The sequence below is a fragment of the Pseudoalteromonas sp. T1lg10 genome, from assembly GCF_002964545.1.
Taxonomy (GTDB): domain Bacteria; phylum Pseudomonadota; class Gammaproteobacteria; order Enterobacterales; family Alteromonadaceae; genus Pseudoalteromonas.
In genome coordinates this window covers 212,135-227,485 of sequence record NZ_PQBV01000001.1, presented here as the reverse complement: position 1 = coordinate 227,485, position 15,351 = coordinate 212,135, and the positions used below count along the sequence as shown (strand labels likewise).

Annotated in this window: 16 protein-coding genes; 8 read left to right on the top strand and 8 right to left on the bottom strand. The window is 47.9% G+C overall.

All coding sequences use genetic code 11. The features are described from left to right. Positions 1-9 precede the first annotated feature (9 nt). Positions 10-345 carry a zinc ribbon domain-containing protein YjdM gene (locus C2M17_RS01080; protein ID WP_105199032.1) on the bottom strand — a complete coding sequence of 112 codons (336 nt, stop codon included), beginning with the start codon at positions 343-345 and terminating at the stop codon, positions 10-12. Positions 346-804: 459 nt separating this feature from the next. Between C2M17_RS01080 and C2M17_RS01075 the strand changes: the two genes are divergently transcribed. The 8 genes from C2M17_RS01075 (at position 805) to C2M17_RS01045 (ending at position 5,136) form a co-directional block, all read left to right on the top strand. Next, entirely contained in the window at positions 805-1,095 is a 291-nt protein-coding gene (locus C2M17_RS01075; RefSeq protein ID WP_105199031.1) for a hypothetical protein, read from the top strand. Between the two features lie 93 nt (positions 1,096-1,188). Continuing rightward, on the top strand, positions 1,189-1,659 hold the full coding sequence (locus C2M17_RS01070; RefSeq protein WP_105199030.1) for a GNAT family N-acetyltransferase: 471 nt from the start codon (positions 1,189-1,191) through the stop codon (positions 1,657-1,659). 136 nt (positions 1,660-1,795) lie between these two features. Then, positions 1,796-2,110: a hypothetical protein gene (locus C2M17_RS01065; protein WP_105199029.1), complete on the top strand. Its 315-nt coding sequence runs from the start codon at positions 1,796-1,798 to the stop codon at positions 2,108-2,110. A 104-nt stretch (positions 2,111-2,214) separates the two neighbouring features. Then, a complete protein-coding gene (locus C2M17_RS01060; protein ID WP_105199028.1) occupies positions 2,215-2,481 on the top strand; it encodes a hypothetical protein in 267 nt (88 codons plus the stop codon). Positions 2,482-2,761: 280 nt separating this feature from the next. After that, the gene (locus C2M17_RS01055) at positions 2,762-3,031 is read left to right on the top strand and encodes a hypothetical protein (protein ID WP_199775982.1); all 270 of its coding nucleotides are present in this window, start codon (positions 2,762-2,764) and stop codon (positions 3,029-3,031) included. 82 nt (positions 3,032-3,113) lie between these two features. Further along, complete coding sequence (locus C2M17_RS01050) at positions 3,114-3,332, top strand: DUF6500 family protein (protein WP_105199027.1); 219 nt, start codon at positions 3,114-3,116, stop codon at positions 3,330-3,332. A 123-nt stretch (positions 3,333-3,455) separates the two neighbouring features. Then, the gene (locus C2M17_RS15820) at positions 3,456-3,614 is read left to right on the top strand and encodes a hypothetical protein (protein ID WP_158683954.1); all 159 of its coding nucleotides are present in this window, start codon (positions 3,456-3,458) and stop codon (positions 3,612-3,614) included. 814 nt (positions 3,615-4,428) lie between these two features. Beyond that, the gene (locus C2M17_RS01045) at positions 4,429-5,136 is read left to right on the top strand and encodes a DUF6544 family protein (RefSeq protein ID WP_105199026.1); all 708 of its coding nucleotides are present in this window, start codon (positions 4,429-4,431) and stop codon (positions 5,134-5,136) included. 415 nt (positions 5,137-5,551) lie between these two features. On the opposite strand, the gene C2M17_RS01040 is transcribed toward C2M17_RS01045, so the two are convergent. The 7 genes from C2M17_RS01040 to C2M17_RS01010 all read right to left on the bottom strand — a co-directional run bounded on the left by C2M17_RS01040 (position 5,552) and on the right by C2M17_RS01010 (position 15,347). Beyond that, positions 5,552-8,335, bottom strand: coding sequence for a M16 family metallopeptidase (locus C2M17_RS01040; protein WP_105199025.1), 2,784 nt, complete (start codon positions 8,333-8,335; stop codon positions 5,552-5,554). Positions 8,336-8,685: 350 nt separating this feature from the next. After that, a complete protein-coding gene (locus C2M17_RS01035; RefSeq protein WP_105199024.1) occupies positions 8,686-9,345 on the bottom strand; it encodes a CoA transferase subunit B in 660 nt (219 codons plus the stop codon). 10 nt (positions 9,346-9,355) lie between these two features. Next, positions 9,356-10,057 carry a CoA transferase subunit A gene (locus C2M17_RS01030; protein ID WP_105199023.1) on the bottom strand — a complete coding sequence of 234 codons (702 nt, stop codon included), beginning with the start codon at positions 10,055-10,057 and terminating at the stop codon, positions 9,356-9,358. An 18-nt stretch (positions 10,058-10,075) separates the two neighbouring features. After that, positions 10,076-10,987 carry a hydroxymethylglutaryl-CoA lyase gene (locus C2M17_RS01025; protein ID WP_105199022.1) on the bottom strand — a complete coding sequence of 304 codons (912 nt, stop codon included), beginning with the start codon at positions 10,985-10,987 and terminating at the stop codon, positions 10,076-10,078. Continuing rightward, entirely contained in the window at positions 10,987-12,951 is a 1,965-nt protein-coding gene (locus tag C2M17_RS01020) for an acetyl/propionyl/methylcrotonyl-CoA carboxylase subunit alpha (protein ID WP_105199021.1), read from the bottom strand. Before C2M17_RS01020 ends, C2M17_RS01025 begins: the two co-directional genes overlap by 1 nt. Before the next feature lie 3 nt (positions 12,952-12,954). After that, entirely contained in the window at positions 12,955-13,731 is a 777-nt protein-coding gene (locus tag C2M17_RS01015) for an enoyl-CoA hydratase-related protein (protein WP_105189732.1), read from the bottom strand. Between the two features lie 8 nt (positions 13,732-13,739). Next, positions 13,740-15,347, bottom strand: coding sequence for a carboxyl transferase domain-containing protein (locus tag C2M17_RS01010; RefSeq protein WP_105189733.1), 1,608 nt, complete (start codon positions 15,345-15,347; stop codon positions 13,740-13,742). Between the last annotated feature and the right edge of the window lie 4 nt (positions 15,348-15,351).

Genomic DNA, 15,351 nt, shown 5'->3' with positions numbered 1-15,351 from the left:
TAACCTTGATTAGGCTTTTTTAACAAACTTGGCGGTGATCATCATTTCGCCGACGCCATCAACCTTACAATCCAGTTCGTGGTCTTTGCTGTCTTTGATGCTGCGGATCTGCGCCTTGGTGCCTATTTTCATAATCATGGAGCTACCTTTGACCTTAAGGTCTTTAGCCAGCGTCACCTTGTCGCCGGCATTCAGTTCGGTGCCGTTGGCATCCTTGGCGGTGATAAGCTCTTCTTCGGCCAGTTGAGCCGGGTCCCACTCATAGCCACACTCGGGGCAAATAAGCTGATTTTGATCTTGGTACACATAGGGGGAATTACAATTTAAACAAGCTGGGTGGGCCATAATGCTCGGGCTCTTTAGTTTACTGTACGCCAATAATAAAACTTCTCAGCACAGGGATCGAGCGCGCAGTGAAAATAGGCGCTGAATTAAGGCCGCAGGAATAATTACATATCTAGCCGAAATCGAAAGCGCGAATCTTAACGGGAATGGGCGATCCCTATGAGTTAGGAGGTGCTTGTTTTGGCACGTTATGTAATGAAAAAAATGGCTCGTTTATGTGCCAATGAAATATAGGTATCTGATATGTATTAAAAAATAAATTGCATAGCGAGCCAATGAAGGCTCGAATAAGTGAAGGCTCGTTTTTTATGACTTTTTCTTGATTGCGTGTGAGAAAAACACCTGATAACTTGGTGTTATTATTAAATAAAATCTTTATTAGTGAGAGTTACCCTTGCTGTGGATAACTTCCTTAACCGGGAATTCGCACTAATAAGCTGTTATGCAGGGAGTGACCGGATGAGACTCGCAATTTTAGGTGTTTTCACTGCATGCCTAGCTTCATGTTCAGGGGATGATCATCTCCGTGGTGATGTCTCTCTTTCAGATGATGGGAAAACCTATTTCACCGTAATAGAAGATAATGGGGAGTATTGTTACCCAATCGAGCTTGATGGAAATGTATGGACTCATGAATTAGGTGAAATTATGGAGATAGCGCCAGGGGTTCACACTATTGAAGCTTGTGGCGAAATCCAGTTTGAAATACCTGAAGGGACGGTCTTCAAATTTGATTATTGGGGGCCGTAAATGCATAACAAGCAGCGGCAGACGGATCAAATTTCCGCTCGTTCCTCGCTCCAATTTGCCCGCTGCGCTGGGCGTTAGCAATCAGGATAAATAATGAGCATCAATATCAGAAATGCAGAAATTAGTGATGCGAAGTCAATCAGTGAATTGATTTTACCTTTAACAAACAAATATGTTTGCCCAACTTGTGATGCGACTGTACACAGTATTTTGCTTGATTCAATGTCAAAGGAAAATATCGAAAAATATCTGTCTACAAACTATGACTATGTTGTCGCTGTAACCGAGAATAATGAAGTGGTTGGTGTGGCGGGGGTTCGAGACAACTCACATTTGTATCATCTATTCGTAGACGATAATTTTCAAGGTAACGGACTTTCCCGAAAACTGTGGGAAACGATTAAAGAAAAAGCAATAAAAAACGGGAATAGCGGTGCCTTTACAGTCAACTCTGCGGTAAATGCGGAAAACGTATATTTGCGTTTTGGTTTTAAACGAACAGAAGGCATCAGAAATCAGCAAGGAATGGTTGATATTCCAATGGTATTAAAGTTTGATTGCTAACAAAGCGTTTAAGGCTGATTCCCAACGCTTGGCATTTTGGGTTTACTTTAAATTTAGTATTTACGTCACAATGGTTTCGGTAAGGTGGTCTGCGTTGCTCACCACTTAATGCGGCGTTATACGTTTTGGAGGATTTATGCGTTACATTCTGGTTTTAGTGTTTCTTTTGGTAATCAGTGGCAAAGTACTTGCCGATGAGTCAGTTACGATTTTTGTAAAGGAAACCAGCTATTCAATCAACAGCTCGGATGAAGAGCTGAACTCAGCAGAATTAGAAGGCAAGCTGAAACAACTAAGGTTTTCATTGGTAACGTTAGACATTGATTATTGTGCCGGCCCAGTTATGGTTGCTGAGGTTTATATAGCACTTGCAAATGCCAACCCCTCGGTTAAAGACGTTCACCTAAAAGCAAGTGGCAACCAGGAACAAAGCAAATGCAAAAACATATAACAAATTGCTAAATGTCGTTTCGGCCACAAAAAGCGTGGCCTTCACGGGATTGCCTACGCTGCGCTGCGGCAGCCAATTAGCGAAGCGTTATATGAATTTTGAGTATGATTGAAATCGTCATCGTAATAATCGTTGGTTTTATCTTATTAAAAGCGGTTCGTCATTCGCGAAAAGTTAATAAAGATTTCTCTCAGCTTGATAAACACCAAAAAGATGAGCTGGTTGGATTAGTCAATTCCAATCCAAAAAGATATTTTCTGGCAGGTGGTTCATTTACAAAATTGCCAAAGCCGCTGGCAATCATCGGAAATATTCTAGCTATATGTGTAATTTTGTTTTTTGTGGTCTTATTTGTCGCAGCACTTTCATAGTATTTTGGGTTTAAATTCATATAACAAGTCAATAATTATATGGACGCAAAACGCATGGCTTGCTCTCCTTCGTCGCCAATTACAGCCTGCTATTTGCGCTGTTTATTACGGCGTTAGCTCTATCAAGGAATGTTATTTATGTTCTATAGCAGGGAGTTTAATAAGGTATTGCTGATTATCTTAATTATAGTCAGTGTTTATATCGTTTTTTTCCGGTAATAATTACGGAACATTAGTTGCGTTATCTATAAACAGCTTGATTGCTCTTCTGTTCTATTCAATGACTATTGAACTCGAGGGTAAGGTATTGAGCTGGTATTTCGGGTTTGGCTTTTGGCGTAAAAAATTGGCTGTGGCAGACATTGTGGAAGCCTCGCTTTATCACAGTAAGTGGTATCAAGGTATAGGTATCAGAATGCTGAGTGATGGCTGGTTGTATAATGCATCGGTAGGAAGGGCGTTAAAGTTAAAGCTGCGTAATGGCAAATATGTTTATATTGGCTGCAAAAATGCTGAAGCTTTAAAACGAGCTTTGGACGCTCAAAACTAACAAGGTGTGCAAATGAATCAACATGCGGCGTGTTAGGCTGATGTTGCTTTTCTTTCAGATTTAGAGGTTTGTATTTTACTCAATGAGGCAAGAATTAAGAGCTAGAATAATTGAGATCTGTGATAAGAAAATCGCTTCGAAAGGTGACCAAGTTGGATTGTCCTTTTACGCATTTTTTAAGAATAAGAATGATAACCCTGAGGAGCTTATGGAAGCGGCAACTTGGTGGATACAAACGCATAAATTAGATCATTTCGTGAAAGCCAAGAAGATAAAAGAAATGATCAAAAATGGCTTGTAATCGGCACAGAAGATTTAAATTTTGGATGCGGTGGAATAATTGTTTGTTTTATTTATGCTTGAAAAATTTTAATCAAGCATTGTATGGTGTTTATTGTCAGTCTTCTATTTTAAGGAAAATTCGATGAAGTCTAAATTTGCAACCTGGGTTGGCATTGGTCTCTTTGTTATTTTAGTTTTTGTAGCAGGCCTATTTAGTGGGGCTGTAATGACATTTCAAATGAATGGTGCGTCATATACGAAAGAGCATGTGGATAATGGCCGTTTTTTCTTTATGCCTTAAAAAAACTTGAACAGGAAAAAGATACCGATGGCGCTATAAGTACGTTACGAAGTAACTTATTTGCAAAGGTTGCTATAGTTGGAATTCAACTTGAACTACCAACAAACAGCAGAGATAAGGAGCTTATAGAGTCTTTTTACCTTGAAGTTATTGATTATCTAAATGCACATGGCGGGCTTTATGATACTTACCAAGTTATTGAAAATGGTGAAACCATTGAGATGCAATCAGCATACTCAGTGCTTTTGCAAGAATTCGCCGAGAAACATAATAAGGCCATTCAATAACGAACAATCCTTCGCTTTATTTTACTTCGCTTAACATGTTAGCCAGTTATGACTTTTCTGCTTAGGGTAATACTGGGCAACATATTATGACTGCAAAATGTGAGTGGCTGGTTGTGAACCTGGGTGATGCGCTGTTATCACAACCGATATTAAGTGCATATCAATGTCGCCTAGCCCAGGTGTATAAAGACGCTGGAAGCCCGGAGACTTTGGTTGCAGTATTTAGACATGAATCTCAAGACCTCCACTGTCATATAAAGCTGTTTCTTACTGCTGAATTTCAGCGCTTAGCAAGGTTAGACTGTGCGCTAAGATGTGGGAAACCAAGCTTTGACGATACTAGCTTTTTGGCTGGTAATCCAAGTTATATGGCTAAAAGCTAATTTTGTCAGGGCGTTTAAATGTGATTCGCAACGCCCTGCATTTTCATCCATTCTTGATTTTTCATGTTTAGGGGGCAATGGTTTAGGTATAGCCTAAGCTAGGTGGCAAGCTTTGCTTGCCCTTTAAAAGAGCGTTTGGCCCCCATGACTCAATTTCAGCTTCCAGAACAAGTTTTAAAATTCGCCCGTAGAAACACTACCGGCGAGTCCGCTGGTGTGCTTGCTGTGCAGCTTACGCAAAAGGGGCGGATGAGATTGGGGCCGGAAAAGCCCTGGGCTCCGTTTCAGGCCACCCAAGTTATTTCGGCGAAAGCCGTGGAGTTCGAGTGGACGGCACGCGTAAAGCTCGCTCCATTTCTTTGGGTCAAAGTGTTAGATGCGTACCAGAGCCAGCGAGGTAATTTAGGGGTCAAGCTCTGGGGAGTTATTCCAGTAGCCAGTGCACAGGGCCCGAGCATAGATCAAGGTGAGATTCAGCGTTATCTGGCTGAGCTGCCATGGTGTCCCTATGCTTTTTTTGCAAATTCCACTTTGAACTTTAAAGAGTTAGAGGAAGATACAGTTCGTGTTTGGTTTGCTAATGAACAGACCTATGTTGATCTGATCTTCGATGCTCACGGCGATATCATGTGTTCGCGCAGTGAGACGCGTGTGCGAGAGGGTGTCGGACGCCAACCTTGGGTCGGGGTATTTGAAGAGTATCTAGAAATCGCAGGTATGCGGCTCCCACTAAGAGCAACTGTTCGATGGGACACGCCCGACGGGCCATTTGAATATTGGCAGGGGGAAATCGTCTCTATCAAGGTGTTTAGAGTTTCAGGGGAAGATCAGCAAGAGGTGCACAAAGGCTAGGGAAGAATCCAGCCTCAGAAGTTTACTTGCTGGCCATTGTTACAGCCGCCAAACCAGCTATAGTCGCAAACAGAATGGGTATTTAATAGGCGCTTTGGCTAAGACGCAGTGTTGCACATGATACAGGCATGCCCTTGATGAACCCCGGCGTTCATGAGTTTTCAGTCGGCCAGAATGTAATGTCCCGGTCTGAAGTTGATGAAGTAATATCGCAAGCTGAGTAGGCTGGTGCCAATATTGTAAAAGCAGCTACCGAGCCTTTCTTGGGTGGTTACGCTGGCTATTTTCAGGTTCTCGATGGTCATGTGTGCTAGGTAGTCCGGAATCTGCAGCTACTTTTAGAGCGAGATAAGTGACCCATAAAAAAGCCCCTGCACAGGCAGGGGCTTAGTTTTTTTAAGATTAAACTCAGAGCTTAATCCAGGTAAGTTACTTCACCTAGGTTCAAGCTTTCGATTTGCTCTTTGATCTTGGCGACATCACCGACGATCACCCAGGTCAGTTGCTCAGGTTTAATTACCTTCTTCGCCTCGGCGGCCAGGGTGTTTGTATCTGGCTTGCGAACCAGCTCGGCGTAATTTTCCAGATAGTTTACGTCACGGTCTTTGCTGTAGGCATCCGCTAGCGAGTTAAGTAGCGACCACTTCTTCTCATAACGACCAGGTAGTTTAGCGGTTTTATTCGATACCACCTTGGCCAGCTCTTCATCGGTTGCCGGTTTATTGCCAATATAAGCGTTAAGCTCTTTCAAGATCTCTTTAATTGACTCTTTGGTTTTATCGGTTTGTACCGGGGCGTAAACGAAGAAGGGGCTTTGCGCCTTGGTATCCATTAAAATGGTACGCGCGCCATACGACCAACCCTTATCTTCACGCAGGTTCATATTCATGCGCGAGGTGAAGCTGCCGCCTATGATGGTGTTCATCATATCCAGGGTTACTTCATCCTGAGCGCTTAATGATTGGCTGTTTGGACCCAATAGGCCAGAGATGATCAAGGACTGCGGCGACTCAGGCTTGTTCAATACGAAGACCCGTGCTTTTTCAGGAATGGCCACATCGGCGATATCAAGTTTCGGTGCCGCTGTTTGTGGTTTTTCCCAGCTTGCCAAAGCCGTTTCCAAGGATGTTTGTAGCTCGGCCTGATCGATATCACCAACCACTACTAAACGGCCCAGATCCGGACGTAACCAGGTCGAAGTAAAGGCTAATAAGTCATCACGACTGATTTGCGCTACCGATTGCTCCGTGCCTGAGCCGGTTAGCGGCTTACCGTAAGGGTGGTTTTCGCCGTATAGCAGCGGCGGTAAAACGCGCAGGGCATTGGAGCTTGGGCTTGCTTTTTCCTGCTTAATACCTTGAAGCAGCAGCTTACGCACACGCTCTATATCGCTGTCAGCGAAGCGTGGCTTTTGCAGTACATCGGCAAACAGTGCCAGGCTTGGCTGCCAGTTGGTGGTCATGGCCGACATCATCACTGAGGTTTTATCCAATCCGGCATTGGCCGAGATAGACGCACCTAAAGATTCGAGCTCGGCGGCCAGTTGCAGTGCATCGCGCGAGCCTGCGCCTTCATCAAGCATGTTGGCGGCAAAGTTGGCAACGCCAGGCTTATCGTTGGCGTCGGTTGCGGTACCGCCGGCAAAGTCTAAACGTATGTTGATAACCGGGGTGTCGCTGCGTTTAGCCAGTACCACTTCTAAGCCATTGTTTAGGGTAAAGGTGTCAACGCTTGGCAAATCAAGGGCAGGGACGTCGCCGGCGCTTGGTACACCTGTGCTGCGATCCACACCTTGCTCGCTGGCGCTCAGCTCGGCAAAGGGGTGAACGGTCAACACAAAGTCACCGCTGCTTAACCATTTGCTTGCCACCATTTGGATATCGCTCGGTGTTGCATTGGCGGTAATGGCAAAGGCCTCTTTATAATAGGTAGGGTCGTTATGGTAAACGGCGCCGGACGCTAATACATCTGACTTACCGCCAAAGCCACCCACGCCTTCCACATTCTTTACCCAGCCAGCGGCATTGGCAAATTTAATGCGGCTTAGCTCTGCGGCCGTTGGACCTTCGGCGATAATACGGGCTACCTCTTCATCGATGATCTGTTCAATCTTATCGATATTGGCTTTATCCAGGGCATCGGCGCCTATCATTAACTGACCGGCAAGGGTACGTTGATAGTTAAAAGCAAATACGCTTGAAGCCAGTTGTTCCTTATACACCAGGCGCTGGTAAAGGCGTGAGTTCTTGCCACCGGCGAGCACATCGCTCAGTAACGACAAGTATTCGCCTTCCACACTGCCTTTTTCCGCCGTGTTCCAAACCTTGAGGATACGCGATGCCGGCACGCGGTCTTGCATTACTAAACGGGTTTGCTCGTCACGCTTGGCGATCCATTTTTCTAGCTTGGCAACAGGTTTACCCGGCTTAATATCGCCAAAGTACTTAGCAACTTTTTCTTTGGCCGTGTCAACATCTATATCACCGGCAAGCACAAGTACCGCGTTATTCGGGCCGTAGTAGTCTTTAAACCACTGGTGTACGTCGTCTAGTGACGCCGCGTTCAAGTCTTCCATGGAGCCGATCACAGACCAGGAATAAGGGTGACCTTGAGGGAAGGTGTTGCTCCAGATATTGTCCCACATGCTGCCGTAAGGCTGGCTTTCACCTTGGCGCTTTTCGTTTTGTACTACGCCGCGTTGCTCATCGAGTTTTTCTTGGGTAATGGCACCAAGCAGATGACCCATACGCTCAGATTCCATCCACAGTGCCATATCGATTGCTGGGGTAGGCACGTTTTGGAAGTAGTTGGTTCTGTCTGAGTTTGTAGTACCGTTTTGCTCTGTGGCACCGGCACGCTCAAAGGGACCGAAATATTCGTCGTCGTAGTTCTCTGTGCCATTAAACATCAGGTGTTCAAACAAATGGGCGAAACCCGTTTTGCCAACATTTTCATTTTTAGCACCCACGTCATACCAAACATTGACCGCAACGATAGGAGCCTTGCGGTCTGTGTGGACGATAACCTTAAGGCCGTTATCCAGGGTAAATGAATCATATTTGATATCAACGAAAGGCAGGTTAGCGGCATTTTGTGCAACTTGTTGCTTTGCCGAGGTTTGCGTATCGCTGGTGGCCGAGCAGCCGCTAAGGGAAATCATCACTGCCACGCTAAGGGCACTGAGGGTCATCTTATTCATGGAGATCCTTATTAAAATTGTTGGTGTCCTATTTATACCAATTCACTTAAATAGCTAATTATTCTAACGGGCTAAATATCATGATTTACCCAGCGCTATATATGATCACATACATAACAGAATTGGTATTATCCACCGCTAATCTACCACTATATTCGGAACGGTTAAATTGAACGCGATAATCTGCCGTAAAAAATATGTAAGTAAATGTTTAATGGCTGAATTATGCGTAATAGTGGCGAAAAAAAACCCCTCAAAAGAGGGGTTTTGGGTAACACAGTGCCAACTAGCACTGGGAATGAGGACGGTACATTTACGGGTATGCTGTGGGAGGGCTCCCAAGCTATCCGTTAGTCAAAGCTCATTTCTGGTACATCGCCTTCGACGATGAGTTTACCCGCTGTTTTACTGATGATTTCATCAACACTAACACCCGGGGCGCGCTCTAGCAAATGGAAAGCGCCGTCTTTGACTTCTAACACGGCCAAGTCTGTTACTATTTTCTTCACACAATTCACGCCGGTAAGAGGCAGTGAGCATTCTTCTAGTAACTTAGAATCGCCGTGTTTACTGGCATGGGTCATGGTAACGATAATGTTCTTCGCGCCGGCAACCAAGTCCATTGCGCCACCCATGCCTTTAATTAACTTCTTCGGGATCATCCACGAGGCAATATTGCCGTGCTGATCAACTTCAAATGCACCTAAGACGGTCAAGTCTACATGACCACCACGGATCATGGCAAAGCTATCGGCACTATTAAAAATTGCTGCACCCTTAGCTGCTGTAACGGTTTCTTTACCCGCATTGATCATGTCTGCATCAAGCTCGTCTTCGGTAGGGTAAGGACCCATACCCAGCAGGCCGTTTTCCGACTGCAGCATGACTTCAATGCCTTCTGGTACATAGTTGGCAACCAGAGTAGGGATACCGATACCCAGGTTCACGTAATAGCCGTCAGCCAATTCTTTGGCAACACGTTGAGCAATTTGTTCACGGTTTAATGACATTTTAATCTCCTTAGGCTTTACGTGTGGTAACGCGTTCAATGCGTTTTTCAAAGTTGCCCTTGATAACGCGGTTTACATAAATGCCCGGGGTGTGAATTTGGCTTGGCTCTAATTCACCCGGCTCAACGATTTCTTCTACCTCGGCCACGGTGATCTTACCGGCAGTGGCGGCCATAGGGTTGAAGTTCATCGCTGTGTGGCGAAATACCAGGTTACCGTAACGGTCTGCTTTCCACGCTTTCACAATGGCAAATTCACCGGTAACAGACTCTTCAAGAATATAGGGACGACCGTCAAATTCTTTTACTTCTTTACCTTCGGCAACTGGCGTACCGTAGCCAGTGGCGGTGTAAAATGCTGGGATACCAGCGCCGCCGGCGCGCATTTTCTCTGCCAGTGTGCCCTGAGGCGTAAGCTCTACTTCCAGCTCGCCGTCAAGCAACTGCTTTTCAAATAACGCGTTTTCACCCACATAAGAGGCGATGACCTTCTTGATTTGTTTATCTTGAAGCAGCACACCTAAACCGAAATCATCAACACCACAGTTGTTTGAAACCACGGTAAGATCTGTGGTGCCCATGCGCTTAATCTCGGCAATTAGGCCTTCGGGGATGCCGCACAGCCCAAAACCACCGGCAATAATGGTATCGCCGTCTTTTAGTCCTGCCATGGCGTCGGCATAACTTGTTACTACTTTATCGAATCCGGACATGTCTAAGCACTCCTAGGTTTATTGTTCTTGGTCACAATCGGCAAGTATGGCGTTGGCCACCTTGCTCTGTGGATGCTTGTTTAGCGCCTTACAAATGGTCGCGCCTGCTTGGGCCAGTGTTTTTAAATCAATTCCTGTGTCTATGCCAAGCTTTTGCAGTAGATAGACCACATCTTCGGTGGCAACATTTCCTGACGCACCCTTGGCATAAGGGCAGCCACCAAGGCCTGCAACCGCACTGTCTACCGTGCTAATGCCCATTTTTAAGGCGGCATAGATGTTACTGATGGCCTGGCCATAGGTATCGTGGAAATGCACCGCCAACTGGCTGGCATCCAGGTGTTTAAGCAGCAGGTCAAGCAATTGCTCCACCTCATTGGCCGTACCCACGCCTATGGTATCGCCGAGACTGACCTCGTAGCAGCCCAAAGCCAACAATTGTTTACACACTTCAAGCACTTGCTCAGGCGCAACCGCGCCCTGGTAGGGGCAACCCAGAACGCAGCTGACATAGCCGCGTACCTTGATGTTGTTTGCCTTGGCAAGCTCTACCACAGGGCGGAAGCGCTCAATGCTTTCACTGATTGAACAATTGATGTTCTTTTGCGTAAAGGCCTCGCTGGCGGCGGTGAAAATAGCAAACTCGCCAACGTCGGCTGTCAATGCCAATTCAGCGCCTTTTAAGTTTGGCGTCAAGGCACTGAGCAACACATCATCATGGCGCTCAATAGCGGCAAACACCGCACTGGAGTCCGCCATTTGTGGCACCCATTTAGGCGATACAAAAGCTCCGCCCTCAATATGCTTTAATCCCGCCTTGGCCAGGCTGTTGATCAAGGTCACCTTGTCTTCAAGGCTGACATTGATCTCGTTTTGCAGGCCATCACGAGCACCTACCTCAACGATACGCACCTGTTGTGCAAAGGCCATTATTCTTGCTCCTCAACGATAGCAAGCAGGGCACCATGGCTGACCAATTCGCCCTCGCCATAGCAATAACTGCTAAGCACGCCATCAAATGGCGCATTAAGGGTATATTCCATCTTCATGGCTTCCATCACCACTATGGCATCGCCTTGCTTTACCTCGGTGCCAATATCCAGCAGGTGTTTTACCACAGTGCCGTTCATTGGTGCTGCCAGGGCATCGCCACCGCTTTGCTCGGCGCCGACATAATGCTTAGAAGTCAGGGCAAAGTCATACTGGGCACCTTGATACATGATGCTCAGTGCTTCGTCATCGATTTGTGCATCGGCGCTTAGGCGCTGACCATCGACCACGGCAATATAATGACCGTGACCTTGATACTCACCGCTCAAGCTATGGCCTTGGCCGTCGATATCGACCTTGATACCCGTCGATGTCACATGTAACACCAGCTGATGATCCGCCAGCGGTACGGTGATCTCGTTGATGGAGTTTAGTTTAAAGCCAGATAGGCTCTGCCACGGCGAAGTTGCAGCCGGGGCCTTGCTGGTACCCTGTAGATGACAATAGTACACCCAAGCAGCCATGGCTAACGCATGCACATCGGCCTGTGGCGCCTGAGTCAGGCTGTCACAGTTATTGTCGATAAAGTGGGTGTCCATGGTGGCATCTTGCAGCGGCTGTGACTCGCACAGGGCTACTAAGAAGCCGGTATTGGCTTTAACGCCGCCGACATAGGTATGACGCAGTGAGCGCTCTAACAGTGACAGCGCCTGCGCTCGGTTATCGCCTTTGACAATCAGCTTGGCAACCATGGGGTCGTAGAATGAGCTGATCTCATCTCCACAGGTAACACCGGTATCAATACGCACGTTCGCATTTTGCTCAGGGAAGCGTAAATGCGTCAGACGTCCGCTTGAAGGCATAAACTGCTCGCTTGGGTCTTCGGCGTATAAACGGGCTTCAAAGCTGTGACCTGTGATTGTTACCTGCTCTTGGGTCAGAGGCAGGGTGTCACCACCGGCAGTGGCGATTTGCCATTGCACCAGGTCCACGCCCGTGACCATTTCGGTAACCGGGTGCTCAACCTGCAAGCGGGTATTCATTTCCATAAAGAAGAATTCCTCACCACACAGCAGGAACTCAACCGTACCAGCACCCACATAATCGATGGCTTGAGCACAGCGTACCGCCGCTTCACCCATGCTTTTACGCATGGCGTCACTCAGACCGGGAGCAGGGGCTTCTTCAATCACTTTTTGGTGGCGGCGCTGCAATGAGCAGTCGCGGTCGCCCAAGTACACGCAGTTGCCGTGTTTATCGGCAAAAACTTGTACTTCCACGTGACGCGGATTATCGACATAACGCTCAATCAACACCAGGTCATTACCAAAGCTGCTGATAGCTTCACGCTTGGCACCTTCCAGGGCACTGATAAAGTCTTTTTTATCCCGTACTACGCGCATGCCCTTACCACCACCGCCATAAGCGGCCTTGATAAGCACAGGGTAACCGATTTTATCGGCTTCATCGCTGAGGAAAGTCGGGTCTTGGTTGTCACCGTAATAGCCGGGTACCAAAGGCACGTTGGCGCCAGCCATAATCTCTTTGGCGCGGGTTTTTGAACCCATGGCTTCGATGCTTTTGGCGTAGGGACCAATAAAGGTAATGCCTTTTTGCTCGCACTGTGCGGCAAAGGCTTCATTTTCGGAGAGGAAGCCATAACCCGGGTGAATGCAGTCGGCGCCGGCCTGTTCGGCAACGGCAAACAGCTTGTCCATATCCAAGTAAGACGACTTACTCGGTGCCGGGCCTATGTGGTAGGCGCTGTCGGCCATTTGTACGTGCTGAGCATTGGCATCGGCGTCGGAATAGACGGCAATGGTGTGCATGCCCAGCATTTTGGCGCTGCGAATAACGCGACAGGCGATTTCACCTCGGTTGGCAATAAGAATTCGTTTTAGCATGAGTTATCCTTGTTGTTGCCAAGCCGGCGCTTGTTTATTGAAAAACGCGTTTAAGCCCGCTTGCCCTTCGTCGCTTACGCGAATGGCGGCAATGCGCTCGGCGGTTAAATGGCGCAGGTCGGCATCAATGTCTTTACCGGCAACGTCATTAATTAAGTTCTTCGCTGCTTTAACGGCCATGGGGCCATTGTCGGTAATGATATCGAGGAATTTGTCACATTCCGCTTGCAGGTCTTCACACACTTCGTGGATCAGTCCCATGGCGTGCGCTTTATCGGCGTTAAAGACCTCAGCGGTTAAGAAGTAACGTCTGGCATTGCGCTCACCGATGGCTTTGATCACATACGGGCTGATCACAGCCGGGATCAGGCCAAGTTTTACCTCTGACAAACAGAATTTGGCAGTCGGGTTGGCAAGGGCAATGTCACAACTGGCGATTAGACCCAGGGCCCCACCAAAGGCCGCGCCTTGCACTAAACAAATGGTTGGGTGCGGGCAGGTGTGCAGCACATGCATGAGTTGGGCAAGCTCCAGCGAGTCGGCGACGTTGTCCTCGAACGAGTTGTCTTTCATGGATTTCATCCAATTCAGATCGGCACCCGCTGAGAAGTGTTTGCCTTCGCTATTAAGCACCAAGGCACGAATATCGAGTGTGCTTGCATGCTCGATTAAGCGGATCATTTCACTTATTAGCGCATCGTCAAAGGCATTGTGCTTTTCTACGCGCTGCAGAGTAAGCGTGGCGATACGGCTTTTACTAATATTGAGTGTAACTGACATAGCGCCTCCTACATTCTAAACACACCGAACTCGGTGTCTTTTTGTGGCGCGTTGGCAGCCGCTTCAAGGGCTAAACCGAGAACAGAGCGGGTATCCGCTGGGTCGATAATGCCGTCATCCCATAGGCGCGCACTGGCGTAGTAGGGGTGACCCTGACGCTCATACTGCTCAACGATGGGCTTTTTAAACTCTGCGACTTGCTCATCGCTCATGGATTGACCCTGACGCGCAAGACCATCTTGTTTCACCTGAGCCAGTACGCCGGCGGCTTGCTCACCACCCATGACCGAGATACGGGCGTTAGGCCACATCCACATCATGGTAGGGTCGTAGGCGCGACCACACATACCGTAGTTACCGGCGCCGTATGAGCCACCGATCAACACGGTAAACTTAGGCACTTCGGCACAAGAAACCGCGGTCACCATTTTGGCGCCGTGTTTGGCAATGCCTTCGGCTTCATATTTCTGGCCAACCATAAAGCCGGTGATGTTCTGTAAGAAAATCAGAGGGATATTACGCTTGGCACACAGCTGGATAAAGTGGGCACCTTTTTGCGCCGACTCGCTGAATAACACGCCATTGTTGGCGACAATACCAACCGGATGGCCATAAATATGGGCAAAGCCGGTCACCAGGGTCTCACCAAAGTAACGTTTAAATTCATCAAAGGATGAATCGTCGACGATACGGGCGATCACTTCGCGTACATCGAAGCTCTTTTTCAGGTCGCTACCGACGATGCCGTAAAGCTCGTGAATATCGTAACGGGGCGCTTTCACCTCATTCAGAACAGGCGCCACAGGGCGTACATGATTTAAACGGGCAATACACTGACGGGCGATAGACAACGCATGCTCGTCGTTATCGGCATAGTGATCCGCCACACCAGATACCTTACAGTGCACATCCGCACCGCCTAAGTCTTCGGCGCTCACTTCTTCACCTGTGGCCGCTTTAACCAGCGGTGGACCGGCCAAGAAGATGGTGCCTTGCTCTTTAACGATAATGCTTTCATCGGCCATGGCCGGTACATAGGCACCACCTGCGGTACACAGACCCATGACCACGGCGATTTGCGCTATGCCTTTGGCCGACATGCGGGCCTGGTTAAAGAAGATGCGACCGAAGTGCAGCTTGTCTGGGAATACCTCGTCCTGCTCCGGCAGGTTCGCACCGCCCGAGTCCACAAGATAAATACAGGGCAGGTGACAGCGCTCGGCAATTTCCTGGGCACGCAGGTGTTTTTTCACCGTCAGTGGGAAGTAGGTACCGCCCTTAACCGTGGCGTCGTTAGCCACTATCATGCACTCAACGCCTTGAACGCGGCCGATACCGGCGACAACGCCAGCACAGGGAATGTCTTGCTCATACACGCCAAACGCGGCGAATTGGCCAATCTCTAAAAAGGGTGAGCCTTCATCGAGCAAGTGTTCGATACGGTCGCGCACAAATAACTTGCCGCGACTTTGGTGACGTTCTACATATTTAGGGCCGCCGCCACCGCGCAGGGTGGCCGCCTTGTCATGCAGGTCTTGAACCAGGGCACGCATCGCTTCGTCATTGACGGCGAACTGCGGGTCCTTAGGGTTTATGCTTGAAGATAGAATGGTCATACAA

Excerpts from the sequence above, each read along its gene's own strand:
- C2M17_RS01080 (WP_105199032.1), bottom strand. The coding sequence starts at position 345 with ATGGCCCACCCAGCTTGTTTAAATTGTAATTCCCCCTATGTGTACCAA.
- C2M17_RS01075 (WP_105199031.1), top strand. The coding sequence starts at position 805 with ATGAGACTCGCAATTTTAGGTGTTTTCACTGCATGCCTAGCTTCATGT.
- C2M17_RS01070 (WP_105199030.1), top strand. The coding sequence starts at position 1,189 with ATGAGCATCAATATCAGAAATGCAGAAATTAGTGATGCGAAGTCAATC.
- C2M17_RS01065 (WP_105199029.1), top strand. The coding sequence starts at position 1,796 with ATGCGTTACATTCTGGTTTTAGTGTTTCTTTTGGTAATCAGTGGCAAA.
- C2M17_RS01060 (WP_105199028.1), top strand. The coding sequence starts at position 2,215 with ATGATTGAAATCGTCATCGTAATAATCGTTGGTTTTATCTTATTAAAA.
- C2M17_RS01055 (WP_199775982.1), top strand. The coding sequence starts at position 2,762 with ATGACTATTGAACTCGAGGGTAAGGTATTGAGCTGGTATTTCGGGTTT.
- C2M17_RS01050 (WP_105199027.1), top strand. The coding sequence starts at position 3,114 with ATGAGGCAAGAATTAAGAGCTAGAATAATTGAGATCTGTGATAAGAAA.
- C2M17_RS15820 (WP_158683954.1), top strand. The coding sequence starts at position 3,456 with ATGAAGTCTAAATTTGCAACCTGGGTTGGCATTGGTCTCTTTGTTATT.
- C2M17_RS01045 (WP_105199026.1), top strand. The coding sequence starts at position 4,429 with ATGACTCAATTTCAGCTTCCAGAACAAGTTTTAAAATTCGCCCGTAGA.
- C2M17_RS01040 (WP_105199025.1), bottom strand. The coding sequence starts at position 8,335 with ATGAATAAGATGACCCTCAGTGCCCTTAGCGTGGCAGTGATGATTTCC.
- C2M17_RS01035 (WP_105199024.1), bottom strand. The coding sequence starts at position 9,345 with ATGTCATTAAACCGTGAACAAATTGCTCAACGTGTTGCCAAAGAATTG.
- C2M17_RS01030 (WP_105199023.1), bottom strand. The coding sequence starts at position 10,057 with ATGTCCGGATTCGATAAAGTAGTAACAAGTTATGCCGACGCCATGGCA.
- C2M17_RS01025 (WP_105199022.1), bottom strand. The coding sequence starts at position 10,987 with ATGGCCTTTGCACAACAGGTGCGTATCGTTGAGGTAGGTGCTCGTGAT.
- C2M17_RS01020 (WP_105199021.1), bottom strand. The coding sequence starts at position 12,951 with ATGCTAAAACGAATTCTTATTGCCAACCGAGGTGAAATCGCCTGTCGC.
- C2M17_RS01015 (WP_105189732.1), bottom strand. The coding sequence starts at position 13,731 with ATGTCAGTTACACTCAATATTAGTAAAAGCCGTATCGCCACGCTTACT.
- C2M17_RS01010 (WP_105189733.1), bottom strand. The coding sequence starts at position 15,347 with ATGACCATTCTATCTTCAAGCATAAACCCTAAGGACCCGCAGTTCGCC.